This is a genomic window from Pseudomonas sp. P867 (genome assembly GCF_019891455.1).
Lineage (GTDB): Bacteria > Pseudomonadota > Gammaproteobacteria > Pseudomonadales > Pseudomonadaceae > Aquipseudomonas > Aquipseudomonas synxantha_A.
In genome coordinates, this window is sequence record NZ_JAFLXB010000008.1 from 1 (window position 1) to 24,822 (window position 24,822).

The following is a 24,822-nucleotide window of genomic DNA, read 5'->3' on the forward strand; positions in this document are numbered from 1 at the left end:
AGCCAGCGATCACCGGAATCAAGAGCCAGCCCTGTCAACCAGGGCTCTAACGAAAACAACCATCTGCAATCCCTCGCACTGTTCAATCAGGCGAGGGACTTTGCAGAGGTTCTTGGGTAAAAGAAGTCGGCGTTATTCGCGGAGATGGCGAGGAAGTTTCGCCTAAACTTCAGGTAAACCGAGGCTTGGTGGTAGGAATCGGATTACAGGTGGAACAGTCTTACAGCTTCAACTGCCCAATCGCCTTGCTCAACTCACCCGCCAACGTCGCCAGTTCATTGCTGGTGGTCGCCGACGACACGGTCTGCTGTACAGTGTTTTCGGTGACATCGCGAATACTCACCACGGCGCGGTTCATCTCTTCGGCCACATGGCTTTGCTGTTCGGCGGCGACGGCGATCTGAGTATTGCTTTCGCGCATCTGCGCCACGGCACCGGTGATTTGCGCCAGTGCGGCGCCAGCTTCCTGGGCTTGTTGTACGCAGTCGTCGGCCTTGAATGAGCTTTCCTGCATAAAGTCCACCGCATCGCGAGTACCGGCTTGCAATGCCGAGACCATGCGGGTGATTTCGTCGGTAGAGCTTTGCACGCGCTTGGCCAGGTTGCGAACTTCGTCGGCAACCACCGCGAAACCTCGGCCCATTTCCCCGGCGCGGGCGGCTTCGATGGCGGCGTTGAGGGCGAGCAGGTTGGTCTGTTCGGCGATGCTGTGGATCACCCCGACCACGCCGTTGATCTGTTGGCTGTCCTGGGCCAGTTTCTGGATCATTTCGGCGGTCTGTTGTACGCCGTTGGACAGCCCGGCGATTGAACGCTGTACGCGGATGACCACCTCCTGGCCGCTGCCGGCGAGGGTGTCGGCGGTCTGGGACAGGTCGCGGGTAGCGCCGGCGTGCTGGGCGATATGGTGGACGGTGGCGGTCATCTCATTGATGGCGGTGGCGGCCTGGTCGGTTTCGCTCTGCTGGCCGAGCATACCGTGCTGCACCTCGTTCATGCTGCTGGCCAGGCGTGCGGCGCCGTCATCCAGTTGTCGGGCGGTGCGTGCCACGGTGTTGACCACGCGCTGGTAGCCGGCCTGCATGGCGTTGAATGCACTGGCCATCTGGCCGACTTCGTCCTTGCAGGCCAAGGGTACGCGTGCCGACAGGTCGCCGGTTTTCTCGACGTGCAGCATCACGTCCTTGAGGGTGTTGAGTTGGCTGAGCAGGAAGCGGATCAACAGTTGTGAGGCGCCGAGCATGGCCAGCATCAGGATTGCCACGGCGACGGCATAGTTGGCGAAGCGCTCGCTGAACACTTGGCCAAGGCTGGGTGCGTAGGCGAGGACGGCGACGTGTTGACCGTCAACGCGATCGATCACCTCGGCGCCTATCAGTGGGTTTTTGCCCAACAGCGGCATGTGATTGAGTTCGACCCAGCCGCTGGCAGTACTCAAGGCTGGAAGAGGCTGGTCGCCCAATTGTGGGATTTGCCCCTGGGCATAGGCCAGCCATTGCTCGCCGGTGGGCAGGGCTTTGTCGGCTGGCCAGGCGCTGAGCAACCGCCCCTGAGCCTGGGCCGAAGCCTGGGATGCCTGGCTGCGTGCCTGTTGCTCAAGCTGTACCGCGTACAGCACCAGCAGCAGGGTGGTAATGAAGGCGACCGCATTGACGGCCCAGAATTTGTACTTAAGCGAGATATTGCTAAGCCAGGCACCCATGGAAGGTTTTCTCTGATAGCGGAAACAGTATTGGCAAGGTGCCATTATTGTGCCGCTACTCAGAAAAGCGTTTTTGACATGCGTCAATGCACGGCATCAATCCACATCAGGTAAGCCGAAAAAACGGCGGGCGCAGGCGGTGCTGTGCAATGCCAGGTCTTCGAGGGTTTCATGACGGTGCAAGGCCACTTCGCGCAGGACTTCGGGCAAGTACGCCGGTTCATTGCGACCGTTTTTTGGCTTGGGGCGCAGGGTGCGCGGCAGCAGGTACGGCGCGTCGCTTTCCAGCATCAGGCGGCCCCTGGGAATTTCCCTGACCAGCGGATGCAGGTGCGTCCCACGGCGTTCGTCGCAGATCCAGCCGGTGATGCCGATATGCAAGTCCAGGTCCAGGTAGCTGAACAGCGCCGCTTGTTCACCGGTGAAGCAGTGCACCACGACGGCGGGCAGGTGGTCGCGGTAGTCTTTGAGGATCTCCAGCAGGCGCTGGTTGGCGTCGCGCTCGTGGAGAAACACCGGCAGTTTCAGCTCGACGGCCAGGGCCAGGTGGTGTTCGAGGACTTTTTCCTGCTGGGGGCGAGGGGAGAAGTCGCGGTTGAAATCCAGCCCGCACTCGCCCACGGCACGCACCCGACTTTCTCCCAACAGGCTACGCAGGCGCTGTGCACTGTCGCCGTTCCAGTCGCTGGCAGAGTGAGGGTGGATGCCAGCGGTACTGAACAAGCGCTGGCCGCTTTCATCAAGTTTTGCACACAGCTCCAGGGCCTGTTCACTGCCCTCGATGCTGGTGCCGGTGAGCACCAATTGCTGCACGCCAGCGGCGTAGGCGCGTTCGAGGACAGCCTGGTGCCTCTCGTCGAAACTGGGGTTGGTCAGGTTGACGCCGATATCAATGAGTTGCATGGTGCTATCTCCGCCTGCGGCCGGAAAGCATATCAGAGCTGTAGATTTATAAGAAAAACCAAGAACTACAACGCGTTATCGCTGTCTTTGAACGTCGCAAGCGACATTGTGGTTGGCCAGTTGCCTGTCACTGTGTCGCCGTTGCGCGCCTTGCCAGCGCATAGAGCGCTCTGTTTCTGACCTCCAGCACTTTGTTATTCGTGAAGGCGCTGGCCAGTATTCTTTCCGGAGAGCGGATGATCCGACCCTCGGCGATGCTTGTGTTGTGCCTGACGTTACTGCTGCCCATGGCGGCGGTCGCACGTCTGGACGGGCCGTTGGAAGTCACCAAGCCTGGCAAGGTGCGTGACCTGGCGCAAATTCGTTCCAGTCGCACCCTGCGCGTACTGGTCAACCAGAGCCGCAACAGCTCCGGTGAAGTGCAGGGCCAGGCCATCGGCGTCGAATACCATCGGTTGCGTGCCTTCGAACAGTACCTCAACGGTCACGCCCGCGATGGCCAGGAAATCAACCTCAAGATCATCCCCAAGGCCAAGGACCAGTTACTCGGCGCGTTGGCCCGTGGCGAAGGCGACCTGGTGGCGCCCGGCGAGTTGCTGGATGTGAAGGCCATACACAAAATCAGCGCCAGCGAGCCGATTGTCAGCGATGTGCCGTTGTGGCTGGTCGGCGTCAAGGGAGAGCGACGATTTACCAAGTTGGAGCAATTATCTGGTCGCACGTTGACGCTGACCACCGGCAGTGCGGCGGCGGATGCCATCAGTCAGGTCAATCAGAAACTGGCGCTGCACAAACGAGCGCCGGTGAAGGTGGAGTGGGTTGACCCTAGCCTGGCGGTAGAGGATGTACTGGAGATGGTGCAGGCCGGGATTTTTCACCTGACGATCGTTGAAAAACCGATTGCCGAGCGCTGGTCGAAAATCCTGCCCAAGCTGCGCTTTGACAAGCAGGTGGTAATCAGCGAACCGGGTGACGAGTTCTGGTTCGTGCGCCAGGACGCTTCGATGCTGCGCGCCAGCATTGACCGATTTCTCAAGACCTATCGAACCCCTGCCGATCAGGATGTGGCGTTCCAGCGTATCTACCGACGCCTCTATCAGGTGCGCAACCCGCTGGCGCGCGCCGACCGCCAGCGTCTGGAAAAACTGCGCCCGGTCTTGCAAAAACATGCGCGCGAGCAAGGGATGGACTGGCTGAACCTGGCGGCGTTGGCGTTCAAGGAGTCCTCCCTGGACCCAGGCGCACGCAATAGCGGCGGCCCGACCGGCCTGATGCAAATCACGCCTTCGGCGGCGCAGCGGGTGGGGGTCAACAACATTGAGAGTCTCGATAGCAATGTGCAAGCTGGCGCACGTTACCTGGCGTTGATCCGGCGTAAATTTTTCTCCAGCCCCAAGCTCAACGAGCGCGAGCGCATGGCTTTTGTGCTGGCGGCCTACAACATGGGCCCGGAGCGGGTCCAGGGGATGCGCACCGAGGCCAAGCGCCGCGGGCTGAACCCCAATCAATGGTTCTTCCAGGTTGAACGCATCGCCATGGAGCAGGTGGGGATGGGCGGCGTCAGCTATGTTAATAGCGTCAACAAGTATTACTTGGCGTTCGACCGGGAGCGAGAGTCCCTGGAGCCGCCTGCAGCAAAAATTGCCTTACGCAAATAATCAAATTTATCGATATTAATTAGGCAATATTTGCGCTTTTGTCATTGTTTAAACTGATTAATATAGCGGCCAACCAACCCCTACCTGGAAAAGGATTTACTTAAATGAGCCCAATGATTACACGCGTCCTGTCCACCCGCGCCGGTTACGGCCTGACTATCCTGCGCATCTTCGTCGGCATCATCTTTGCCGCTCACGGTTCGCAAAAACTGTTCGGCTGGTTTGGCGGCGGCGGCCTGGCGGGTACTGCCCAATTCATGGAAAGCCTCGGCCTGACGCCGGGTACCCTGATGGCAGTGTTGTCGGGCGGTACCGAGTTTTTCGCCGGCCTGGCCCTGATCATTGGTTTGCTCGCTCGCCCGGCAGCATTGGGCCTGACCTTCCTCACGCTGGTTGCGATCTTCTCGGTGCATATCCATAACGGCTTGTTCATGGCCAACAACGGGTATGAATTTGCTTTGGCTTTGCTCGGCGGGGCGCTGGCGGTATTGCTCGAAGGTGCGGGCAAACTGTCGGTTGATCGCGCCATCACTGACTGATCTGTTTGCATGTCCCGGAAAAGGCCCGCATCTGCGGGCCTTTTCGTTGCTCGGGATTCTTGACACTGCCCCACCGGCTTCTCTAGGATGCTGTTCATGCGCCGATTTAAACAGCTAATTGCGGGGCGCCACTGGGACTCAATGCAGCCCGATAGAAGTCCGTATCCTCACCCAGGGCGCTCTTCGAAATACCGCTAAAGCGCTGGTTCGGTGTTGCCTCTCACCTGCCCGCAGACTTTTGAGGCAGAGACACGACACGATGAATGCACCACGCCCTCTCATACGCCTGGCCCCGATTACCGCGGACCTGACTCAACGCAATCCGAAAATCCTCCTGGGTGGTAAACACCAGCCGACGCTCCTGCGTTATCTGGACGGCTGGCCACGCCGTAGCGGTCGGCCCTCGGCGTTCCTGATCCAGTTTGTCGAGGACGGCGAATCCCTGGCTCGTTTTGCCAGCAATAGTTTCGACCTTGCAGTGATCCAGGCGCCCAATGCCGGCGACGCCCATGAAGTGATTCACCAACTGACGCGTATTGCCCGCCAGGGGTTGATTGCGCGGCGTTGAGCCGTCAGTCATAGACCGCTGGCGCGGCTGATCGGCGTCGACGTTGGTGGAGGGAAAGTCCCCAGGCAATCAGGCATAACAGTAACGGCATCGTGGCGATCATCAGCCCTTTAAGGTATCGCTCGAAACGCTGCAAGGGCGCGTATGCCTGGGCTTTGAGTGCATGCAACTCGATGGGCAATTGCAGGCGTTCCTTGTTGAGTGCCTGCAACTGGGTGTTGGTATCCACGGCCTGTGTGACCAGGCTTGCGTGCCCTGGATTCAGCCTTTGCCATGCTTGCTCTGTGAGCTCTTGTCGTCGCTCCAGTTCAACCGCACTTTTGCGATAAGCCTGTGCGGCTTCTTCGCGCATGTGTTCGAGCCTGTGCAGTGGCTGGGTGATGACGCGCGGTCGGATGCGCCTGAGTATCTCCGGAACTGCCAGGTTATCCAGGGTATTCAATACAAATTGCGCATTACCGTTGGGCTGAGCGTTGCTGACAGCGTCCGCGAGCACGTCAGTGTCGGCCACGACCACCACCTGGATCTGCTCGGCGTGTTGCATCCCCGGTGGCTGGCCCTTGAGGCCGTCGGGAAATACCGAATAAGCGGGGCCCTCGACACGGGCGGCAATCACGTGGCGCTCTCCTGTCGTGGCGGTTTCATCGATGAGTGAGTCGAACGTGGTCGCAGAAGCAAAGCGCCCTGCATCCAGCAGTGCGGACTGCCGGGAGCTCTGTAGCAAGGGGGTCAGCAGCGTACGATTTTTGTTGGACAGGGAGAGGGCGCCGCTGCTGGACACGGTCACGGCATCCAGGTTCCAGATGCTCAGGTCTGTCGGGTTCATTGCCTGCCGTGGAAGTTCCAGCCTGGCTGGGTGCAGTACCTTTGGCATTCCGGGGCCGGGCGTAGCCGATGAGGCGTAAATATTATCGACCAACAGCTTGTCCGCAGGCATTTGTATACCCCATGCAGTGAGCAGCGCATCCAGCCTGGCGTTGGTCGTTATGGCTTGCGCAGCTATCTCGCTCACCGGGTCGATAAAGGCCATCAGCGTTGCGCCTCTCATTACCGCTTGCTCAATGGCATACAGAGCCTGCTCGGGCAGGGCACCGGGCTGTACGACCATCAATGTACTTATCGATGACGGCACTTGAGCGATGGTCGATGCCAGTTCCACCACGTTGAATTGTTCGCGCATCTGTTCCAGTAGTTCGCCGGCAGGTTCATGTAGCGCCAGTCCCGACAGCAGGCCGATAGTGGGACGTTCAGGGTGCATGAGTTTGTGGAGCAGGTGGCTGATTTCATATTCAAGCAATGACTCATGCTCAGGACTGAACAGGTCAATGCGTTGCGCGCTATGTCCGGCACGGGTGCCAATAAGGCCTAGGAATCCTTGCGTGTCATCCAGGCCAAACAAACCGGCTTTGTAAGCGTCTTCTGAAAAAGGCGTTGGGTTGATGACATGTAGATTGATCATGCCGTTGGCCGCTTTTTCGACTTCCTTGAGCATGTCTTCAACGCGACGGCCGTAACGACTCACTGCCTGGCTCCGTTGAGGGGCATTGATCGCATTGAAGTAATACAGGTCCAGTGGGGTTTCAAGTGTTGTCAGCAGTTGGCGCGTTGATGACGATAAGGTATGCATTTGTGTGTGTGAAAAGTCCCAGCGGATATTGGGTAGTTTCGGTACCCAGACCAGATTGAAGGCCAGAAACAGTAGCGATATGACAAGTAAGGTCATACCCGCACGAAGAGCGGATCCCATCAGTGGCTTTCCTTCTCAGCTGTTCTTGTAGTTGAGTGTGATGGTCGTCGCAAAGAGAAAAGCCAGGATCATACTTATAAAGTAAAAGCCGTCATGCAGTGTCAGTTTGCCGTTATCCATCGTGCTAAAGCGAGCAATAGGGTCAAGGGACATCAGGCTGTCGATAATCCAAATGGGTGTCTGGCTATCAAGTGCATCCAGCATTGAGGAAAGCGCGCTGGCAATCAGCAATAAGCCCAGCGTGAGCAGGAAAATAATGATGCGTTGCTTGGCAAGTACACAGATGAAGCAGCCCACCGAGAGATAACTTCCGGCCAACAACCAACTGGCCAGGAATTGTGACGCGATAACGGCATTATCCGGTGTGCCCAAATAGTTGACCGCGATCACCAAAGGGAAATTAAACATTAAGGCAATGGCGCAGACGGTCCAGGCTGCCATGAATTTTCCGACCACCTGTTCAGTGGCGGTGACAGGCAAGGATTTCAGCGTGTCGCAAAAGCTGCTGTTGTATTCATCCGACCACAACTGCGTCGATAAAATGGGGACCAACAATAGATAAAGCCAGGGGTGCAGTTCGAAGAAAGCCTGCAAATCGCTGCTGTTTCGCTCCATCCATTGCTGGGTGTCCAATCCCAATGTCGCACACAGCACGAGGAAAACCGCCACACTCAGGTAAGTGCTTGGTGAGCAGGCATAACTGGCGAGTTGACGCTTGAAAATAACAGGTAGCAGTCTCAAGCAGGTATCTCCTGGCTCAGATGGTGAACGACATCGCCCAGGCGACCCGGCTCCAGGCTCAAAGACGTTATGTTCCAGCCGCGATGTGCGATAAGCGCGTTAATCGAGGGGAAGATGGAGTGCCCGGGCATGGCCAGGACAGTCACCTTGCCCTGTGCATGTCGGTCCTCCTCGATGCCCGCGACACCGGGTAATACGGCAAGTGCGAGTAAATCCAAGGGGCTGTCTGATGCCAGGGTCACCGCCTGGAAATGCCGGGAACTGCGCTGCAGATCCGCCAGCGAAGCATCGGCGGCCAGGCGGCCACCGGCGATGACCAGGGCACGGGTGCACATGTCCGTCAGTTCGTGGTAGTGGCGGGAGGCGATAATGACCGTCATGTCCTCGGTCAGGGACTTGATGAGTGCGCTGAACTTGAGCCGTTGATCAGGGCATAGCCCTTGCGTGGGTTCATCGAGCAGGAGCAGGCTTGGGGAATGGACTAATGCCTGGGCCAATGCAACCCTGCGCTTCAAATCAGGGGGCAGTATGTCGGCGGGGCAGTCGAGCACGGGCATCAGGTCCAGCCGTGCGGCTACCTGCTCTACCTGGCTGCGCTTTTCCAGGCCCCTCAAACCACGAATGGCCGCAATAAAATTAAGCATGTTTTTGACGGACATTCTATGGTGGGTGAGTCCGCCTTGAAGTTGATAGCCAATGGCTTTTTTGGCTTGAAGTGAATGAGTTTGGGTATTGAACCCCAGAATATTGATTTGCCCAGAAGTCGGTTTGATCGTACCGGCGATCAAGTTCAATAAGGTCGTTTTCCCTGCGCCACTTTCTCCCAGCAGGCCCACGCATTCCTGATGCTGCGCACTGAAGGAGATGTTGGTAATTGCGCTTGTTCTGCCCAGCTGTTTTGTTAAGTTGCTTATCTCGATCATGTCGTTACCGAATAAGTGTTCGGGGCGTGTGCGAAGCGGCGCTGTATAGGGAAGGGCCTTAAAAAGAGTACGTTCATTAGTTGTGGTTGGGAACGCACGGCGCGACTTATAAGAAGAATCCTACGTTCGGCTCGATAATTCGCTGAAACAATTGTTTTGTTTGGAGGGCTTATTAATGTTCGGATGTTTATCTGATGTTTATATAAGGTTTTCTCTTTTGTAACGAGGCCTGATCGCCATGATGCTTCTACGTACTCTTGTTCTTGAGCGCAGCGATGCGCAGGCACCTGTAAACGGTGCGTTGCTCTGTGGGTTTGCTGTCGCCCAAACGGCGTCGAACTTTCTTGTGTATAGCCTCGATGAAGAAGCCGAACCTGGTCATTCCAGGGTCTACATCGCGGTTCTGCGTAAAAAGCTTGAACGCTACTTCCTGGGCGGCGTTGATTCGAAGGAGGATTTGCAGGTGGCGATGCAGGTCTTCAAGCAGGTTCTGACGCAGGCGGCTGCACCTGGCTCCAAGGCGATTCCGGCTGCCGAGCCCCAAGTTCCGTTCCATTTCATTGACCTGAAGGGGTGCAGGTTGCCGCCTGCCCGACCCGAGGATCACCACTCGGTGATCATCAAGAAAGCATTGGTGATGAAGGTGATTACCTTGGGCATGTCAGCCCCTGCGTTGCCTGCCATCGAAAGTAGTACGGTGATCGTGCCGTCGATCCGCTTCTCATCGCAAATGGTTGCACCGCCACGCAACCCAACCCCACCCAGGATTGCGCCACAGCCTGTGGTTGAAGATATCGTGGAAGAACCGGTGCCATCGTTTGTGCAGATGCCGCAGGCGCCCGCTGAGGCAGTTAAGGTGCCTTTTCAGGTTGAACAGCCTGAAGTCCCACCGTTTGAGGAGCCTGCGCCGCTGGAGCAAGAGTCTTTGCTTGAGATGGACAGCACCCTGAGCAATCTCGCCAAGGTCGCTCAGGAGCTGACGCAAAAAAAACGCGCTGTCCTCGAAAAGGAAGAGCAACTTGAGCAGTGGCAGATGCGGCTGCAAGAGCAGCAAAGCCAATTGGACGAAAAACACCGAGAGCTGGAGCAGCGTCATACTCAATTGCAGGATCAGCAATCAGAGGTCAACCAAAAGGCGGAAAAGCTGGCGATGATGATGTCGCAGCTGTCAGGAGTGCGCCAGCATCTGCACGGGACGCTCTTTGGCCTGGATCAGGTCCTGGATGGCCAGGGATAAGCCGATGGGCTCGCCGCCCAGGTTCATTTATCATCACCCCCAGCCAGCCAACGCCTGGGCATGATGCCTGGCGTATTTGGCACCATTGGACACTGCCTGGGGATGCAAGCGTTTGAGTACCAAGCTGATTACCAAAGAAGGCCATGAAGCGCTTAAAAAAGAGTTGGACTACCTGTGGCGGGAAAAGCGTCCGGACACCACGCGCAAAGTGACTTGGGCGGCCTCCCTGGGCGATCGCAGTGAAAACGCGGACTACCAGTACAACAAGAAACTGTTGCGGGAGATTGACCGGCGGGTGCGCTACCTGCGTAAACGCCTGGAAGATATGCGCGTGGTGGAATACATGCCCGAGCAGGAGGGCAAGGTGTTTTTCGGCGCATGGGTCGAAATCGAAAACGAACAGGGTGACACCAAGCGTTTTCGTATCGTGGGTTATGACGAGATTTATGACCGAATGGATTACATCTCCATCGACTCGCCCATGGCACGGGCTCTGCTGCGCAAGGAGGTGGACGATGAGGCAATCGTGCACACCCCAGGCGGCGAGGTGTGCTGGTGGATCACCAAGATTGAATATGTGAAGCAGGCATAATGGCCCGTGCTCTGAACCGAGCACGGGCCAGCCAGGTCTCAGCCTTCGCGCAATACGGTCAGCGGGCTGGCATTCAGTGCGCGACGCGTGCCGAATACCCCGGCAGCGCCGATCAGCACGGCCCCGATCACGGGTAGCAGTAGCAGCCACGGGTGGGGGTGCCACGCCAGGTCAAAGGCGTAGCGGTACAGCACCCACGTCACCAGTTCGGTGCCCAATGCCGCCAGCAGGCCACTGACGGCCCCCAGCAGGCCGAACTCAATGCGTCGCGCCTTGATCAGCAATTTGCGCTCGGCACCCAGGGCTCGCAGCAAGGCTCCCTGGCGGATGCGTTCGTCCAGAGTGGCCTGCAAGCCGGAGAACAACACCGCCATGCCCGCCGCCAACACAAACAACAGCACGTACTCCACCGCCAGGGTCACTTGGGCAAGGATGCTGCGCAACTGCTCCAGCAACGCTTCGACCTGCAGGATAGTGACAGCCGGGAAGGCCCGTGCAAGATCGACGATCTGTTGGTCGTGACCGGGTGCCAGGTAGAAACTGGTCAGGTAGGTCGCGGGTAAGCCTTTCAAGGTGCCGGGCTGAAAGATCATGAAGAAGTTGGGTTGGAAATTATCCCAGTTGATGGTCCGCAGGCTGGTGACCCGTGCCTCGCGGTTTTCCCCGCCGATGGTGAACAGCAAATGGTCGTCGAGCTTGAGTTTCAGGCTCTCGGCCACCTTGGCTTCCACCGACACGCCAGGAATCTCATCGCTTGGTTGCGCCGACCACCAGGCGCCCGCCGTCAGGGCGTTACCCGGAGGTAAATCGGCAGCCCAGGTCAGGCTCAGATCGCGTTGAATCGCACGGTCGCCACTGGAGTCCTTGCTGACAATCTCTTGCACGGGTTCGCCGTTGATGCTGATCAATCGCCCCGGCACTACCGGATACAACGGTGCCGCTTGCGCCTGTACTTCCAGCAGGCGGGCGCCAAAGGTGTCCTTGTCGGCCGGCAGGATATTCAATGCGAAGTAGTTGGGCGCGTCTTTGGGCAGTTGATTTTGCCAGGTGTCGAGCAATTCGCCCCGCAACAGTGCGATCAATCCCATGGACAGCAGAATCAGGCCAAAGGCCAGGGATTGGCCTGCCGCCGCCAGCGGGTGGCGCAGCAATTGGCCCAGGCCCAGGCGCCAGGGCAAGGAGGCGCGAGCCAATAGGCGTCGCAGGCTTTGCAACATCAGCAGCAACAAGCCGCCAAGGAACAATGCCGCGACCACGCCGCCGCCCAGCAGAGCGAAGGTCAATACCAGGTCCAGGCTCAGGCGCCACATGATCAGGCCCAAGGCAAACAGCGCCGCGCCGTAGACCATCCAGGTGCTTGAGGGGATGGGCAGCAAATCGCGGCGCAATACCCGCAGCGGCGGTACGCGCCCCAGTGCCGCCAGTGGTGGGAGGGCGAAGCCTGCGAGGGCGACCAGCCCGGTGCCGATCCCCGCGACGGCCGGCAGCAATCCGCCCGGCGGCACATCGGCGGGCAGCAGGTCGTGGAGGAAATAGAACAAACCAAATTGCGCCAGCCAGCCGAGCAGGGCGCCGACCAGGCTTGCCAGCAAGCCCAGTACGCTCAGTTGCAGGCTGAACAGCAACATGGCTTCACGTCGTGACAATCCCAGGCAGCGCAACAACGCGCTGGCATCGAAACGACGACTGGCGAATCGGTTGGCCGACAGTGCCACGGCTACGCCGGCCAGCAGCACGGCCACCAGGCTGGCCATGTTCAGGTAGCGCTCGGCCTTGCCCAGGGCGCCGCCGATCTGCTGGTTGCCATCGCGCGAGTCCTGCAGTCGCTGGTTGGCGGCAAGGCCAGGCTTGATCAAGTCGCGATAGGTTTGCAGCGCCGTGCTGCCTTGCGGGGCGCGCCACAGTTCGCGGTAACTCACACGGCTACCTGGCTGGACTACTCCGGTGGCGTCCAAGTCGGTCAGGTTGATCATCACCCTGGGCGTGAGGCTGTAGAAGTTGCCGGCCCGGTCGGGCTCATACGTCAGGATACGCGCCAGGCGCAGGGTCTTCATGCCGACATCGATGCTGTCGCCGACTTTCAGGTCCAGCGCGGTCAGCAGCCTTGCTTCCACCCAGGCTTCACCGGGTTTGGGGCCGCCGCCCTGCGTTTGCGTACCGAAGGGCTCGGCGCTGCTTTTCAACTCGCCGCGCAAGGGGTACTGCTCGTTGACGGCCTTGATACTGGAAAGCTGAATGCCATTGTCCGTGGCGATAACGCTGGAGAACTCCACGATGCGGGCGTGATCCAGGCCCAGTTCGGCCCCGGACCTGATTTGCTCGGGGCGGGCAGGTGAGCTGCCTTCGAGCACCAGGTCGGCGCCGAGGAACTCGGTGGCACGCAACAGCATGGCGCCGTTGAGGCGCGCGCCGAAGTAGCCGATGGCGGTGCTGGCCGCCACGGCCACCAGCAGGGCAAAGAACAGCACGCGCAGTTCACCTGCGCGGGCGTCGCGCAGTAACTGGCGCATGGCAAGGCTGAACAGGCGCAACAGCGGCAAACGTGCCATCAAGGCTCCAGGGGCGCGACCATCAGGCCGGCTTCAAGGCGGATCAGGCGTCGGCAACGGTGGGCCAGGCGCTCGTCATGGGTGACCAGTACCAGGGTCGTGCCGCTCTCTTTATTGAGCTCGAACAGCAGGTCGCTGATGCGCTCGCCAGTATGGCTGTCGAGGTTGCCGGTGGGTTCGTCGGCAAACAGCACGTCCGGTTCGGCGGCAAACGCGCGGGCAATGGCGACCCGTTGCTGCTCGCCACCGGACAGTTGGCGCGGCGAGTGGGTCAGGCGCTGGCCCAGACCCACACGTTCCAACAGATGCCGGGCACGCTCGCGGGCGTCCTTGCGGCCGTCCAGCTCCAGCGGCAGCATCACGTTTTCCAGTGCGTTGAGGCTGTCGAGCAGTTGGAAGGATTGAAAGACGAAACCCACATGTTCGGCACGGATGCGTGCACGCTGGTCTTCGTCAAGCGTGCTCAAGGCTTGCCCCGCCAGAGTGACTTCGCCGCTGCTGGGCAGGTCGAGGCCGGCCAGCAGGCCCAGCAGGGTGGATTTACCGGAACCGGAGCTACCGACGATAGCCAGGCTATCGCCCTTGTTCAGTTCCAGGCTCAGTTCGTGCAGGATAGTCAGTTCACCTTCCGCGCTGGGAACCACTTTGCTAAGGTTTCGCGCGGTGAGAATGCTTGCGCCCATGGAGAATCCGATGCGAATGTGGTTTTTGAGTGCTGGCCTGGCCTTGATGTGCATGGCCCAGAACGCAGCGGCGGGTACAGTCCTGATCGTTGGCGATAGTATCAGTGCCGGTTTCGGCCTGGATACCCGCAAAGGGTGGGTTGCGCTGCTGGAGCAACAGCTCAAGCAGGAGGGTTTTGACGACAAAGTGGTCAACGCATCCCTCAGTGGCGACACCAGTGCGGGTGGCCTCGCACGCCTGCCTGCGGCGCTTGCAGAGCATAAGCCTGACGTAGTGGTTATCGAACTTGGGGGCAATGATGGCTTGCGCGGGCAGCCGCCGGCGCAATTGAAACAAAATCTTGCGTCGATGATTGACCAGTCCAAGGCTGGCGGTGCCAAGGTGCTGCTGCTGGGTATGCAGTTGCCACCCAATTACGGGCCTCGATACACCACCGCATTTGCACAAGTCTATGGTGAGTTGGCCAAGGAAAATGACATTCCCCTGGTGCCGTTTTTCCTTGAGGGGGTGGGCGGTCATCCAGAGCTGATGCAGGCTGATCAATTGCACCCGGCGGTCGCGGCCCAAGGCAAGTTGCTGGAAAATGTCTGGCCGGCGCTAAAACCGCTGTTATGACGCTTTTCTACCGGCAGGCTTTCGGCTAAGGTGGCGCCCCCCTGATTTGGAGCCCTCGATGTCGCGCCCTGCCTGGTCCCTGTTTAACTACCAACTGATCGAGCCGGACGAGCAGCTGGATCTGTTCGCCTGTCAGGAAGTTCGGGTGCATCTGGTGGCGCGTCAATTGGAGTTGGGCGGCTCGATCGACCGCACGCTCTGTGGCACTTTATTGCCGGCGCAGCCACGCTGGTCGTCGGTGAATCGCTCGATCTTCCAGGATCAGCGCCTGTGCCCGTTGTGCCGGGCGATTCTGGAATCGCAAAAGCGCGGCACGCCGCCGATCTGGCCGGAGCTGCGGTTCGAGCTATAAAACAGCTTGAAGCCTGGCGCTGCGAAGCCGTATACAATCAATTTTTCCCTACCCGTCGTCTTGCGAAGGATTTTCCGGATGTTGTCGCGCCTTTCCGTCGTCACCTGCTGCCTGTCTCTCGCTGCGCTTTGTGCGGCCGGTCCGGCGGCAGCCTTGCAGTTGCCCCTGCCGCCGCCAGGCGAGGACATTGTCGGTCAGGTCCAGGTCATCAAGGCCAAGTACGAAGATACCTTTGCCGACCTGGGCACCACGTACGACCTGGGCTACTCGGAAATGGTTGCGGCCAACCCCGGCGTCGATGCCTGGCTGCCGGGCGCGGGCACCGATATTGTGCTGCCGACACGTTTTATCCTGCCGCCGGGGCCACGGGAAGGCATTGTGATCAATTTGGCCGAGTACCGACTCTACTACTATCCAAAGGGCCAGGACGTCGTCTACACCTTCCCGCTGGGCATCGGCCGTGAAGGCTGGGGCTCGCCGATCGCCCACACCAGTATCATCGCCAAAACGCCGAACCCGACCTGGACGCCACCGGCCTCGATCAAGGCCGAGCACGCCGCCAACGGTGACCCGCTGCCCAACGTGGTGCCTGCCGGTCCGGATAACCCGCTGGGGCCGTTCAAGTTCACGCTGGGCACGCCGGGTTACCTGATCCATGGCTCCAACATGAAATTTGGTATCGGCACGCGTACCAGCCACGGCTGTTTCCGCATGTTCAATAACAACGTACTGGAAATGGCCGGCATGGTGCCGGTGGGCACCTCGGTACGCATTATCAACGACGCCTACAAGTTCGGCAGCAGTGGTGGCAAGGTCTACCTTGAAGCTCATACCCCGTTGAACGATGACGGCACGCCTTCGGTGGTCGACAAGCACACGGCGGTCATCAACGCGTTGCTCAAGCGTGAAGACCTGTCCAACAACCTGCGCGTGAACTGGGACCAGGTGCGTGATGTGGTCGCGGCCGAGGATGGTTTGCCGACCGAGATTGGCGTGCCGGGCGCGGCGCCGGTGGCCTCCAGCACGCCGGCCGACCTGTAGGCGCGTCAAGCGCGAGGCAAAAAAAAGCCGACCCATAAATGGATCGGCTTGATAACAACCCCGAAGGATTATTACTTGCGGCTTGCTTTCTCAAGCATGCGCAGAGCGCGCTCGTTAGCTTCGTCAGCAGTCTGTTGTGCTTTTTGAGCAGCAGCCAGAGCTTCATCAGCTTTACGGTAGGCTTCGTCTGCACGAGCCTGGGAGCGAGCTGCTGCGTCTTCAGTTGCAGTCAGACGAGCTTCGGTTTCTTTGGAGACGCTGCTGCAACCGGTAGCCAGAACTGCGGCCAGAGCCAGAGCAGAGAATTTCAGAACGTTGTTCATCGTGTTCCCCTTCAAGGACTTTCAATTAGATGGCTACTTGCTCAGAGTGAGCTAATAGCCGGCGTACATACTACCCATTACTTGTAGTAAGTAAACTGACGTTGCGCAAGAAGCAAAAAAAATTCCTGTGCCGAATCTATTTTGGCTAACCTTTTGAAGGTTTGTATGAAAACTGTCCAATTTTTTTCATCTCGATCGACATTGGATCCAGGCTGAAAGGGCCGGCCCGCATGTGTTAAGCCTTGTAAACAGATGAAAATTTATATATCGAAGCGGGCACTTTCGTTGCCATCGGCTTTACTCCGGCTGGCATCTTTTGCGCATCTAGAGGTGACTTTAAGAGCGGCAGTTCGTCTCAAGCTTCAACTGCCGGCAATGTTCAGGCTATCGGTCAACGGTTGATCGAGGCCCTTTCTATATATCCAGCCGGGGCAGGGAATGATGAGTGCGCCTTGAGCAATTGCAGGATTGGTGCCTACTATTCCCTACGTGCTGGCTGTGAGCGCTCAGGGTTTTTTCGTTGTCGAAACCGGCACGGGGTGGCGTAGATGTTCCTTCGCCGGAAAAACATCGGTAAGGTAGGGTCAATATTCAAGACCCGCGAGGAGTAGTGATGAGCGAGGCGTTGTCCATCCACCATGACCAGGCTGGTCATCAGTTCGAGACCAATGTGGACGGTCATCGTGCCTATCTGACCTATATGGACCTCGGGAAGCAGACGCTGGATATCTATCGCACGTTCGTGCCCAACGCGCTGCGCGGACGAGGCATTGCCGCCGCGTTGACAGAAGAAGCCTTGAAGTTTGCCGAAGAGGCCGGCTACACGGTGATCCCGTCGTGCTCGTATGTCGAACGCTACATGGAGCGCCACCAGCGCCATGCCGCAAAGCTGTAACTGACCAGTTGCCAATAAAAACGCCGGGCTTAGCCCGGCGTTTTTGTGTGCGTCTGATCCAGAAAAATGCGTGGTTCAGCTGCGTTTGCGCTTGGGCAACACGTCCTTGAGCTTGGCGTGCATGCTGCGCAGGGTGTTTTCGGTAGCCGCCCAGTCGATGCAGGCATCGGTAATCGACACGCCGTACTGCAAATCGGCCAGATCCTTTGGAATTGCCTGGCAACCCCAGTTCAAATGGCTTTCGACCATCAAGCCGATGATCGACTGGTTGCCTTCCAGGATCTGGTTGGCGACGTTTTCCATCACCAGTGGCTGCAAGGCCGGGTCCTTGTTGGAGTTGGCGTGGCTGCAGTCAACCATGATGTTTGGCTTGATCTTGGCTTTGTTCAGCGCCTGTTCGCACAGTGCGACACTGACCGAATCGTAGTTGGGCTTGCCGTTGCCACCGCGCAGCACTACGTGACCGTAGGCGTTGCCCTTGGTGGTGACGATGGAGACGCCACCTTCCTGGTTGATACCCAGGAAACGGTGAGGGCTGGAGACCGATTGCAAGGCATTGATCGCCACGGTCAGACCGCCGTCGGTACCATTCTTGAAGCCTACGGCCGAAGACAGGCCGGACGCCATTTCGCGGTGGGTCTGGGATTCGGTGGTGCGTGCGCCAATGGCCGACCAGCTGATCAGGTCCTGCAGATACTGCGGGGAGATCGGGTCCAGCGCTTCGGTGGCAGTGGGCAGGCCCATTTCAGCCAGGTCCAGCAACAGTTTGCGCCCGATGTGCAAGCCGTCCTGGATCTTGAACGAGTCGTCCAGGTACGGGTCGTTGATCAAGCCTTTCCAGCCGACGGTGGTACGCGGTTTCTCGAAATAGACGCGCATCACCAGATACAGGGTGTCGGACACTTCCGCGGCCAGCACCTTGAGACGCTCGGCGTATTCGTGGGCAGCCTTGAGGTCGTGGATCGAGCAAGGCCCGATCACCACGAAAAGACGGTGGTCGGTGCCATCGAGAATGTCACGGATGACTTCGCGACCCTTGGTGACGGTCTGCAGGGCAGCGTCGCTCAGGGGGATTTCGCGCTTGAGCTGATCGGGTGTGATCAGGGTCTCGTTGGATTCGACGTTAAGGTCATTGATCGGTAAATCAGCCATCGTGTTACTCGCCAGGGTCACGGGTGCCGGCCGCCAGCCATCCCCGTGCGGCGGGCACAGCATGATTTGAATGCAGGGGGGAGGAACCTTAGCGCGTAACACGGGCCCGCGACAATGGGCAAAGCCCGGTTTAATCCAGCGCCGATTGCACAACGGCCTCATTGGAGAACTCGGCGGCGTGGCGCGACACCCAGTCACGGGCCATGGCTTCCAGTTGCGCAGGTGTTGGCTCGGTGTTTTCGTGCAGGCGACAGTAACGTTCGATCTGGCACACTTGCTCGCCCATTCGCGCACCGAACAAGGCGTGCTCATCGGTAAAGCAAATACCGACGCGATAAGCGTTTTCGCCTTTGCGGCACCAGGCTACATAGCCCGGATAACGGGCGCTGGGCCCCAGGGAGGGGATATGCAGGTCGACCGCCGTGCCTGGGCGCCAGGCTCGCGGCCAATTGCAGGCGACGCCGCCGCGGCCGATAGTGTGCAGGCGTTGACGGGGCAGGGCAGGAGAGGGACGTTGGATCAACTCGACAGCGACATCATCAGGGTGAGGTAAAAAACGACCCATGTACACGGACTCCGAGCGCCGTCCGGTTGACGGCAGTGGCAGCAGTATAGTGAAGGAACTGGAATTGACCGACCTGGATATTGACCAGCAATTGCTGGGATTGCCAGGTATTTCGCTGGTAGTGTTTACCAGTGTCGGCTGCTCCAGTTGCCGTTGGGCACGCCAGCAACTGCCGAGCTGGCCGCTGCCGGTGGACCGCGTGTGCTGGGTTGATGCCGGGCACAATGGCGGTGCAGTCGAACGCTACCAGATCTTTCATTTGCCGGCGTTGTTCCTGGTGTGCGAGGGTCAGTTCCTCGGGCAATTACAGACACGGCTTACGGCATCCGACCTCGCCAAATGTGTAAACCAGGCGCTCACACGCACACCAGAGGATTTGCCATGACAGCCCTTTCATCCCCGTCGCCACGCATTGGCATTATTGGCACGGGTGCCATTGGTGGTTACTACGGCTTGATGCTGGCGCGTGCTGGCTTCGATGTGCATTTCCTGTTGCGCAGCGAATATGCAGCGGTCAGTCAACAGGGCCTGCACGTCAACAGCACGGTGCATGGCCCGTTGCACCTGCATCCGGTTCAGGCCTATGCCTGCGCCGCCGACATGCCTTCATGCGACTGGCTGTTGGTGGGCACCAAATCCACCGGCAACGTGGACCTGGCGCCTACTATCGCCCAGGTCGCGGCGCCGGATGCCAAGGTGGTGCTGCTGCAAAACGGCCTCGATGTAGAGGACAGTCTGCGTGAACATTTGCCAGCGTCGCTGCACCTGCTCGGCGGGCTGTGCTACATCGGCGTGTACCGGTCCGCTCCGAGTGTGGTCGAGCATCAGGCACTGGGCCGGGTCAACCTGGGGTATCACAGCGGTACGGCTGCCAACGATGAGGCGCAGCAAAAGGCAATTGTCGAAGAAGGCGCGGGGCTGTTTCACCGGGCCGGCATCGAGTCCCAGGCCATGGCCAACGTGCATCAGGCGCGCTGGCATAAACTGGTGTGGAACGTGCCGTATAACGGCCTGTCTGTGTTGCTGGGCACGGGAACCAAGGCCATGATGGCGGATGAGTCCAGCCGCGAATTGATCCAGGCCTTGATGGCCGAAGTGGTGCAAGGCGCCCGTGCCTGCGGCCATGAAATTCCCGTCAGCTACGCAGGGCAGATGTTTGCCATGACCGAAACCATGGACGATTACTTGCCCAGCATGTATCACGATCACGTGCATAAGCGCCCATTGGAATTGGCGGCGATCTACGCCAGGCCCCTGGCCGCTGCGAGGGCGGCCGGTTGCGAGCTGCCGCGTATGCAGGCGCTGTTCCAGGCCTTGAGTTTTATTGATCGGCACAATCGCTGATTGGGGGGAGACACCATGGCAAAGGGGTTAGGTGACAAGCTGGTGCTGGCGATTTCCTCGCGGGCGCTGTTCGACCTCAGTGACAGTCACAAGGTCTACCTGGCTGAAGGTGTTGAGGCTTACCGCAAATACCAGATCGAACACGAGGAAGAAACCCTCGAGCCCGGCGATGCCTTCCCGCTGGTCAAAAAACTGCTGAGCCTGAATGCCAGCTTGGGCCGTGCGCGGGTTGAGGTGGTACTGGTGTCGCGCAACAGTGCCGATACCGGGTTGCGGGTGTTCAACTCGATCCAGCATTACGGCCTGGACATTTCGCGCGCCGCTTTCGTCGGCGGGCGTAGTCCTTATCCTTATTTGGCTGCCTTCGGTTGTCATCTGTTTCTCTCCACCCATGCTGAAGATGTGCGCAGCGCCCTGGATGCCGGTTTTGCCGCGGCGACGATTCTGTCGGGCGGTGCGCGTCGGGCTTCGAGCGAAGAACTGCGCATCGCATTCGACGGCGACGCAGTGTTGTTCTCCGACGAGTCCGAGCGTGTCTACCAGGCTGGCGGGCTGGAAGCCTTTCAGGCCAGTGAGCGGGAGTCGGCGCGCCAGCCGTTGCACGGCGGCCCGTTCAAAGGCTTCCTGGCGGCGCTCAACCTGTTGCAGCGCGAGTTTGCCGATGACGCCTGCCCGATCCGCACGGCGCTGGTCACTGCACGTTCGGCGCCGTCCCATGAGCGTGTAATTCGTACGCTGCGTGAGTGGGATATCCGCCTGGACGAGTCGCTGTTTCTCGGGGGGCTGGAAAAATCCGCCTTCCTGGAGGCCTTTGCGGCCGATGTATTTTTTGATGACCAGGCCGGGCATTGCGAGAAAGCCAGGGAGGTGGTGGCCACCGGGCATGTGCCCCATGGCATCAGTAACGAGTTGAGAATCCAGACCGAGAGCTAGCTGCTAAGCTCATTCAATCTCCGCCATCCTGGCAGTCCAGGAGGTTCTATGATTCGTTCGATGTTGTATGCCACGGACCTGGGTCTGTATGCGCCGTACGTGATGCAACATGCGCTGGCGCTGGCGCGAACGTTCAAGGCTGACCTGTATGTGATCCATGTGGTCGAGCCCATCGGGTTGTTCGCCGAATCAGTATTACAGAGCTACCTTGATGAGAAGGCGCTGAGCGAATGGCAGAGCCAGGGGGTGAGCACGGTCATGGCGACCATCGAACAGCGCGTATTGGACGGCTTTCGCGATGAGTTGGGAGAAGGGGAGCAGGACCTGCAATTGATTCGTTCGGTCAGGGTGATCCAAGGGGATACCTGCGAGGTGATTCTCGACCAACTGCGAAAACTTTCCGTCGACTTGCTGATCGTAGGGAGTCATAGCCAGGCAACCGGCGTGGCCGTGCCCTTGGGGCGCACCGCTGCTCGCGTGTTGCAGCTGTCTCCGGTGCCGGTTTATCTGGTGCCGTCGCTGCAGCGTAGACGCAGCGAAGATAGCTGATCGGTAAAAACGATAAAAAGTTCTAGATTTATCTGTCTAACCTTTAATATAGTTATATATCGTCGCTGATACCCGTGGCGTCTATCTGCTTTGAGGGATTGATATGAAGCTTCAACAACTGCGCTACATCTGGGAAGTGGCGCACCACGACCTCAACGTTTCCGCTACCGCTCAAAGCCTTTACACCTCGCAACCCGGTATCAGCAAGCAGATCCGCCTGCTCGAAGACGAGTTGGGCGTCGAAGTGTTCGCTCGCAGTGGCAAGCACCTGACCCGCGTCACCCCGGCTGGCGAGCGGATCATCACCACCGCTGGCGAGATCTTGCGTAAAGTCGAGAGCATCAAGCAGATCGCCCAGGAATTCTCCAACGAAAAGAAGGGCACCCTGTCGATCGCCACCACCCACACCCAGGCGCGTTATGCATTGCCGCCGGTGATTCGCGATTTCATCAAGCAATACCCAGACGTAGCCCTGCACATGCACCAGGGTTCACCGATGCAGATCGCAGAGATGGCCGCTGATGGGACCGTCGATTTTGCCATCGCCACCGAGGCCCTGGAGCTGTTCGGCGACCTGGTGATGATGCCGTGCTACCGCTGGAACCGCTGCGTGGTCGTGCCCCAGGGGCACCCCTTGGCCAAGCTGCCGAAGCTGACGCTGGAAGCCCTGGCCGAATACCCGATTGTGACTTATGTATTTGGGTTTACCGGTCGTTCGAAGCTCGACGAAGCGTTCAGTCATCGTGGTCTGACGCCAAAAGTGGTGTTCACCGCGGCGGATGCCGACGTGATCAAAACTTATGTTCGCCTGGGCCTGGGCGTCGGGATCGTCGCCAAGATGGCGGTCGACACCAACCTCGACAAAGACCTGGTGGTGCTGGATGCCAGCGAATTGTTCGAGTCGAGCGTGACCAAGATCGGCTTCCGTCGCGGCACCTTCCTGCGGGGGTTCATGTGCGATTTCATCGAGAAATTCGCACCGCACCTGACCCGCGAAGTCATGGCCAAGGCGATCCAGTGCCACAACAAGCAAGAGCTGGAAGATTTGTTCGACGGCGTTGAATTGCCCGTCCACTGAGTGATTTATCGGGCCTCGGTAACCATAAAGTGTTGCCGGGCGCCTGCCACCAGAATCTCTACCTCATCGCCTTCAAACTTGCCGAGCAGGCTTTTGCCCAGGGGCGAGCGCGGGGTGATGACGGTCACCGGTTGCCCGACCACATCGACTTTCAACCCTGCCGCATCCGGCGCCAAAAATAGCCATTGCTGGCGACCGTTCTCGTCTTCCAGGCCCAACAGCGCCCCGACTTCTATCCCGCGTTGTTCATCGTACCCTCGCAACTGAAGGTTCTGGCACAGCGTCAGCGATTGCTTGATCTCCTCGACCCGCTTGGCCTGCCCAGCCGCCAGGTATGACGCCTCCAACCCCAGGGTGTCGTATTTGTTCTCGGCGATGTTTTCTTCGTGGGTCGCGGTTTCGTAGGCAGTCTGCGCGGCGCGTTGGGCAATATCGAGGTCGGCGGTAAGTTTTTCCAGGATCAACTGGAGGACGGCGTGTTTATTCATGGTCTTCAATCGCAAAATTGCAGGACATTGGCCCGAGTCTTTTCACTGGGGGCGTTCTGGTCCTGTTGCAGCCAGAACTGGCATTTGGGGTTGGACAGGTTGCGCGCATTGCTGCGGGCCTGGTCCAGGGCCTGTTGTTGTTCCTGCTTTTGCAGGTTTTGTTGATACTGTTCGAACATGCGGTTCGGTGGCTGCGGCACAACTGCGGCCGGCTCGCCCAACTGCTGAACCGCCTGGGCCACGGGTGCCAGGCTTTGGGGAAACAGATAGCGAGTTGCCAGCCAGGCGGTCAGCGCAATGGCGATAAACCCCAGCCACACGCCTGCGGCAATGGCGATGCACAGCTTGAACAGTGACAGCTGACGGTCGGACATGATGGCCTCCTTGCAGACATTGACGGCGTGGTGCCGATTGTCGCACAGCCGCCGTGCAGAATAATCGCGATCAAGCCTTCTGCATCAGCGCATTTATGCGGACAATCGAGCCTTTGGACGATGGAGCCCGGAATGAAAGCCCGCTGGGATATTTTTTGCAGCGTCGTCGACAACTACGGCGACATCGGCGTGACCTGGCGCCTGGCCCGACAGTTGGTGGCGGAGCATGGTTGTGAGGTGCGCTTGTGGGTCGATGACCTGCGGGCGTTCGAGCGCATGTGCCCGCACATTGATGTGCAGATGGACCAGCAATGGCAAGAGGGCGTAGAGGTGCGGCACTGGCCGGCCGAGTGGCCGGGCGCGCAGTCGGCCGATGTGGTGATTGCTGCATTCGCCTGCCAGCTGCCGCCGCACTACATGGAGCGCATGGCCGAGCGTGAGCGCCCGCCGTTGTGGATGAACCTGGATTATCTCAGCGCAGAAGACTGGGTGGTGGGTTGTCATCGCCTGCCTTCGGTGAAGTTCAAGGGGGTGCAGAAGTACTTTTTCTTCCCCGGCTTTCGTCCTGGTACCGGTGGTTTGCTGCGTGAAGCCGGGTTGGTGGAGCGACGCCAGGCTTTTCAGCAGGATGACGTTGCGCAACGACAATTCCTGCAGAGCCTGGGCGTGTCTCCTGTGGGCGGGGCACGATTGATCTCATTGTTTGCCTATGAGAATCCTGGGCTGGCCGGTTGGCTGGACGTGCTCGCCAAGGATGGGCGTGCCACTCACTTGCTGGTGCCGGAAGGGCGAATTCTGGGGGATGTGCAACGCTGGTTGGGCGTGACCAGCCTGTCGGCGGGAGACATCCAGGTACGCGGGGCGCTGACGGTGCAGGTCATTGCATTCATGCGCCAGGAGCAATATGACCATTTGCTGTGGTGTTGCGAGTTCAACGCCGTGCGCGGTGAGGATTCCTTCGTGCGCGCCCAATGGGCGGGGAGGCCGTTGCTGTGGCATATCTACCGCCAGGATGAAGACATCCACCTGGACAAACTGGATGCCTTCCTTGAGTTGTACACCGCTGCACTCTCGCCTGCCGCCAAAGCGGCTGTCTTTGCGCTTTGGCAAGCCTGGAACGCTGATGGCGACATGGCACAGTCCTGGAAAATGCTGCTGGAACACTGGCCCGAGGTGAATGAGCACGCGCAGAACTGGTGTCTGGAACAAGGCTTGCAGGCCGATCTTGCGACGGCGCTGGTACAGTTTTATGAAAGTTGGATATGATACG

Annotated in this window: 27 protein-coding genes; 15 read left to right on the forward strand and 12 right to left on the reverse strand. The window is 59.0% G+C overall.

Annotated elements, in window-relative coordinates:
• Positions 1-220: 220 nt before the first annotated feature.
• Together J1G33_RS15880 and J1G33_RS15885 are read right to left on the reverse strand one after the other, a co-directional pair.
• Positions 221-1,702, reverse strand: a complete 1,482-nt coding sequence (locus J1G33_RS15880; protein WP_032877149.1) for a methyl-accepting chemotaxis protein — start codon at positions 1,700-1,702, stop codon at positions 221-223.
• A 96-nt stretch (positions 1,703-1,798) separates the two neighbouring features.
• Positions 1,799-2,605, reverse strand: a complete 807-nt coding sequence (locus J1G33_RS15885; RefSeq protein ID WP_223018391.1) for a TatD family hydrolase — start codon at positions 2,603-2,605, stop codon at positions 1,799-1,801.
• 236 nt (positions 2,606-2,841) lie between these two features.
• Between J1G33_RS15885 and J1G33_RS15890 the strand changes: the two genes are divergently transcribed.
• From J1G33_RS15890 to J1G33_RS15900, 3 genes are all read left to right on the forward strand, one after another.
• A complete protein-coding gene (locus tag J1G33_RS15890) occupies positions 2,842-4,263 on the forward strand; it encodes a transglycosylase SLT domain-containing protein (protein WP_223018392.1) in 1,422 nt (473 codons plus the stop codon).
• 104 nt (positions 4,264-4,367) lie between these two features.
• Positions 4,368-4,802, forward strand: a complete 435-nt coding sequence (locus tag J1G33_RS15895) for a DoxX family protein (RefSeq protein ID WP_032877146.1) — start codon at positions 4,368-4,370, stop codon at positions 4,800-4,802.
• 259 nt (positions 4,803-5,061) lie between these two features.
• Positions 5,062-5,370 carry a hypothetical protein gene (locus J1G33_RS15900; RefSeq protein ID WP_032877145.1) on the forward strand — a complete coding sequence of 103 codons (309 nt, stop codon included), beginning with the start codon at positions 5,062-5,064 and terminating at the stop codon, positions 5,368-5,370.
• A gap of 4 nt (positions 5,371-5,374) precedes the next feature.
• Here the strand turns inward: J1G33_RS15900 and J1G33_RS15905 are convergent, their stop codons facing one another.
• From J1G33_RS15905 to J1G33_RS15915, 3 genes are read right to left on the reverse strand one after another with little or no spacing between them, the layout of a single operon-like run.
• A complete protein-coding gene (locus J1G33_RS15905) occupies positions 5,375-7,117 on the reverse strand; it encodes a Gldg family protein (RefSeq protein ID WP_223018393.1) in 1,743 nt (580 codons plus the stop codon).
• 15 nt (positions 7,118-7,132) lie between these two features.
• Positions 7,133-7,858, reverse strand: coding sequence for an ABC transporter permease (locus J1G33_RS15910; RefSeq protein WP_103735052.1), 726 nt, complete (start codon positions 7,856-7,858; stop codon positions 7,133-7,135).
• Positions 7,855-8,781 (reverse strand): ABC transporter ATP-binding protein, encoded by a 927-nt coding sequence (locus J1G33_RS15915; protein ID WP_032877142.1) that lies wholly within the window; start codon positions 8,779-8,781, stop codon positions 7,855-7,857. The genes J1G33_RS15910 and J1G33_RS15915 overlap by 4 nt, the downstream gene beginning before the upstream one ends.
• 238 nt (positions 8,782-9,019) lie before the next feature.
• Here J1G33_RS15915 and J1G33_RS15920 point away from each other — a divergent pair, with 238 nt between their 5' ends.
• Together J1G33_RS15920 and greB are read left to right on the forward strand one after the other, a co-directional pair.
• The gene (locus J1G33_RS15920; protein ID WP_078820694.1) at positions 9,020-10,018 is read left to right on the forward strand and encodes a hypothetical protein; all 999 of its coding nucleotides are present in this window, start codon (positions 9,020-9,022) and stop codon (positions 10,016-10,018) included.
• A 112-nt stretch (positions 10,019-10,130) separates the two neighbouring features.
• Positions 10,131-10,610, forward strand: a complete 480-nt coding sequence (greB, locus tag J1G33_RS15925; protein ID WP_005786387.1) for a transcription elongation factor GreB — start codon at positions 10,131-10,133, stop codon at positions 10,608-10,610.
• Positions 10,611-10,648: 38 nt separating this feature from the next.
• Here the strand turns inward: greB and J1G33_RS15930 are convergent, their stop codons facing one another.
• Entirely contained in the window at positions 10,649-13,159 is a 2,511-nt protein-coding gene (locus J1G33_RS15930; RefSeq protein ID WP_223018394.1) for an ABC transporter permease, read from the reverse strand.
• Positions 13,159-13,842, reverse strand: a complete 684-nt coding sequence (locus tag J1G33_RS15935; RefSeq protein ID WP_005786391.1) for an ABC transporter ATP-binding protein — start codon at positions 13,840-13,842, stop codon at positions 13,159-13,161. The genes J1G33_RS15930 and J1G33_RS15935 overlap by 1 nt, the downstream gene beginning before the upstream one ends.
• A 10-nt stretch (positions 13,843-13,852) precedes the next feature.
• On the opposite strand from J1G33_RS15935, the gene J1G33_RS15940 reads away from it, so the two are divergent.
• The 3 genes from J1G33_RS15940 (at position 13,853) to J1G33_RS15950 (ending at position 15,851) form a co-directional block, all read left to right on the forward strand.
• Positions 13,853-14,458 (forward strand): arylesterase, encoded by a 606-nt coding sequence (locus J1G33_RS15940; RefSeq protein ID WP_223018395.1) that lies wholly within the window; start codon positions 13,853-13,855, stop codon positions 14,456-14,458.
• Positions 14,459-14,516: 58 nt separating this feature from the next.
• Positions 14,517-14,810: a hypothetical protein gene (locus J1G33_RS15945; RefSeq protein ID WP_003189866.1), complete on the forward strand. Its 294-nt coding sequence runs from the start codon at positions 14,517-14,519 to the stop codon at positions 14,808-14,810.
• Positions 14,811-14,888: 78 nt separating this feature from the next.
• Positions 14,889-15,851 carry a L,D-transpeptidase family protein gene (locus J1G33_RS15950; protein ID WP_032877138.1) on the forward strand — a complete coding sequence of 321 codons (963 nt, stop codon included), beginning with the start codon at positions 14,889-14,891 and terminating at the stop codon, positions 15,849-15,851.
• A 71-nt stretch (positions 15,852-15,922) separates the two neighbouring features.
• On the opposite strand, the gene oprI is transcribed toward J1G33_RS15950, so the two are convergent.
• Positions 15,923-16,174, reverse strand: coding sequence for an outer membrane lipoprotei OprI (gene oprI / locus J1G33_RS15955; protein ID WP_003172710.1), 252 nt, complete (start codon positions 16,172-16,174; stop codon positions 15,923-15,925).
• 613 nt (positions 16,175-16,787) lie between these two features.
• Here oprI and J1G33_RS15960 point away from each other — a divergent pair.
• The gene (locus tag J1G33_RS15960) at positions 16,788-17,069 is read left to right on the forward strand and encodes a GNAT family N-acetyltransferase (RefSeq protein WP_003189869.1); all 282 of its coding nucleotides are present in this window, start codon (positions 16,788-16,790) and stop codon (positions 17,067-17,069) included.
• Positions 17,070-17,144: 75 nt separating this feature from the next.
• Here the strand turns inward: J1G33_RS15960 and J1G33_RS15965 are convergent, their stop codons facing one another.
• Positions 17,145-18,221 (reverse strand): 3-deoxy-7-phosphoheptulonate synthase, encoded by a 1,077-nt coding sequence (locus J1G33_RS15965; RefSeq protein WP_032877137.1) that lies wholly within the window; start codon positions 18,219-18,221, stop codon positions 17,145-17,147.
• Between the two features lie 130 nt (positions 18,222-18,351).
• Complete coding sequence (locus tag J1G33_RS15970) at positions 18,352-18,786, reverse strand: pilus assembly protein PilZ (protein ID WP_078820697.1); 435 nt, start codon at positions 18,784-18,786, stop codon at positions 18,352-18,354.
• Here J1G33_RS15970 and J1G33_RS15975 point away from each other — a divergent pair.
• From J1G33_RS15975 to cysB, 5 genes are all read left to right on the forward strand, one after another.
• Positions 18,785-19,171: a hypothetical protein gene (locus J1G33_RS15975; protein ID WP_005786417.1), complete on the forward strand. Its 387-nt coding sequence runs from the start codon at positions 18,785-18,787 to the stop codon at positions 19,169-19,171. The genes J1G33_RS15970 and J1G33_RS15975 overlap by 2 nt on opposite strands.
• Positions 19,168-20,130, forward strand: coding sequence for a putative 2-dehydropantoate 2-reductase (locus J1G33_RS15980; RefSeq protein ID WP_223018396.1), 963 nt, complete (start codon positions 19,168-19,170; stop codon positions 20,128-20,130). Before J1G33_RS15975 ends, J1G33_RS15980 begins: the two co-directional genes overlap by 4 nt.
• Positions 20,131-20,145: 15 nt before the next feature.
• A complete protein-coding gene (locus J1G33_RS15985; protein ID WP_005786420.1) occupies positions 20,146-21,063 on the forward strand; it encodes a 5'-nucleotidase in 918 nt (305 codons plus the stop codon).
• A gap of 48 nt (positions 21,064-21,111) precedes the next feature.
• On the forward strand, positions 21,112-21,612 hold the full coding sequence (locus tag J1G33_RS15990; protein WP_032877135.1) for a universal stress protein: 501 nt from the start codon (positions 21,112-21,114) through the stop codon (positions 21,610-21,612).
• 103 nt (positions 21,613-21,715) lie between these two features.
• Complete coding sequence (gene cysB / locus J1G33_RS15995) at positions 21,716-22,690, forward strand: HTH-type transcriptional regulator CysB (RefSeq protein ID WP_005786423.1); 975 nt, start codon at positions 21,716-21,718, stop codon at positions 22,688-22,690.
• Positions 22,691-22,695: 5 nt separating this feature from the next.
• On the opposite strand, the gene J1G33_RS16000 is transcribed toward cysB, so the two are convergent.
• Together J1G33_RS16000 and J1G33_RS16005 are read right to left on the reverse strand one after the other, a co-directional pair.
• On the reverse strand, positions 22,696-23,178 hold the full coding sequence (locus J1G33_RS16000) for a GreA/GreB family elongation factor (protein ID WP_005786425.1): 483 nt from the start codon (positions 23,176-23,178) through the stop codon (positions 22,696-22,698).
• Between the two features lie 5 nt (positions 23,179-23,183).
• Positions 23,184-23,552: a hypothetical protein gene (locus tag J1G33_RS16005; protein ID WP_005786426.1), complete on the reverse strand. Its 369-nt coding sequence runs from the start codon at positions 23,550-23,552 to the stop codon at positions 23,184-23,186.
• Positions 23,553-23,684: 132 nt separating this feature from the next.
• Here J1G33_RS16005 and earP point away from each other — a divergent pair, with 132 nt between their 5' ends.
• Positions 23,685-24,818: an elongation factor P maturation arginine rhamnosyltransferase EarP gene (gene earP / locus J1G33_RS16010; protein WP_103735056.1), complete on the forward strand. Its 1,134-nt coding sequence runs from the start codon at positions 23,685-23,687 to the stop codon at positions 24,816-24,818.
• Positions 24,819-24,822 lie beyond the last annotated feature (4 nt).

Bases quoted from the DNA above. Each gene is read 5' to 3' on its own strand.
- earP (WP_103735056.1), top strand. From the start codon at position 23,685: ATGAAAGCCCGCTGGGATATTTTTTGCAGCGTCGTCGACAACTACGGC.
- J1G33_RS15935 (WP_005786391.1), bottom strand. From the start codon at position 13,842: ATGGGCGCAAGCATTCTCACCGCGCGAAACCTTAGCAAAGTGGTTCCC.
- oprI (WP_003172710.1), bottom strand. From the start codon at position 16,174: ATGAACAACGTTCTGAAATTCTCTGCTCTGGCTCTGGCCGCAGTTCTG.
- J1G33_RS16005 (WP_005786426.1), bottom strand. From the start codon at position 23,552: ATGTCCGACCGTCAGCTGTCACTGTTCAAGCTGTGCATCGCCATTGCC.
- J1G33_RS15890 (WP_223018392.1), top strand. From the start codon at position 2,842: ATGATCCGACCCTCGGCGATGCTTGTGTTGTGCCTGACGTTACTGCTG.
- J1G33_RS15915 (WP_032877142.1), bottom strand. From the start codon at position 8,781: ATGATCGAGATAAGCAACTTAACAAAACAGCTGGGCAGAACAAGCGCA.
- J1G33_RS15980 (WP_223018396.1), top strand. From the start codon at position 19,168: ATGACAGCCCTTTCATCCCCGTCGCCACGCATTGGCATTATTGGCACG.
- J1G33_RS15975 (WP_005786417.1), top strand. From the start codon at position 18,785: ATGTACACGGACTCCGAGCGCCGTCCGGTTGACGGCAGTGGCAGCAGT.
- J1G33_RS15880 (WP_032877149.1), bottom strand. From the start codon at position 1,702: ATGGGTGCCTGGCTTAGCAATATCTCGCTTAAGTACAAATTCTGGGCC.
- J1G33_RS15885 (WP_223018391.1), bottom strand. From the start codon at position 2,605: ATGCAACTCATTGATATCGGCGTCAACCTGACCAACCCCAGTTTCGAC.
- J1G33_RS15895 (WP_032877146.1), top strand. From the start codon at position 4,368: ATGAGCCCAATGATTACACGCGTCCTGTCCACCCGCGCCGGTTACGGC.
- J1G33_RS15900 (WP_032877145.1), top strand. From the start codon at position 5,062: ATGAATGCACCACGCCCTCTCATACGCCTGGCCCCGATTACCGCGGAC.
- J1G33_RS15905 (WP_223018393.1), bottom strand. From the start codon at position 7,117: ATGGGATCCGCTCTTCGTGCGGGTATGACCTTACTTGTCATATCGCTA.
- J1G33_RS15970 (WP_078820697.1), bottom strand. From the start codon at position 18,786: ATGGGTCGTTTTTTACCTCACCCTGATGATGTCGCTGTCGAGTTGATC.
- J1G33_RS15960 (WP_003189869.1), top strand. From the start codon at position 16,788: ATGAGCGAGGCGTTGTCCATCCACCATGACCAGGCTGGTCATCAGTTC.
- J1G33_RS15990 (WP_032877135.1), top strand. From the start codon at position 21,112: ATGATTCGTTCGATGTTGTATGCCACGGACCTGGGTCTGTATGCGCCG.
- cysB (WP_005786423.1), top strand. From the start codon at position 21,716: ATGAAGCTTCAACAACTGCGCTACATCTGGGAAGTGGCGCACCACGAC.
- J1G33_RS15945 (WP_003189866.1), top strand. From the start codon at position 14,517: ATGTCGCGCCCTGCCTGGTCCCTGTTTAACTACCAACTGATCGAGCCG.
- J1G33_RS15985 (WP_005786420.1), top strand. From the start codon at position 20,146: ATGGCAAAGGGGTTAGGTGACAAGCTGGTGCTGGCGATTTCCTCGCGG.
- J1G33_RS15965 (WP_032877137.1), bottom strand. From the start codon at position 18,221: ATGGCTGATTTACCGATCAATGACCTTAACGTCGAATCCAACGAGACC.
- J1G33_RS15920 (WP_078820694.1), top strand. From the start codon at position 9,020: ATGATGCTTCTACGTACTCTTGTTCTTGAGCGCAGCGATGCGCAGGCA.
- J1G33_RS16000 (WP_005786425.1), bottom strand. From the start codon at position 23,178: ATGAATAAACACGCCGTCCTCCAGTTGATCCTGGAAAAACTTACCGCC.
- J1G33_RS15930 (WP_223018394.1), bottom strand. From the start codon at position 13,159: ATGGCACGTTTGCCGCTGTTGCGCCTGTTCAGCCTTGCCATGCGCCAG.
- J1G33_RS15940 (WP_223018395.1), top strand. From the start codon at position 13,853: ATGCGAATGTGGTTTTTGAGTGCTGGCCTGGCCTTGATGTGCATGGCC.
- J1G33_RS15950 (WP_032877138.1), top strand. From the start codon at position 14,889: ATGTTGTCGCGCCTTTCCGTCGTCACCTGCTGCCTGTCTCTCGCTGCG.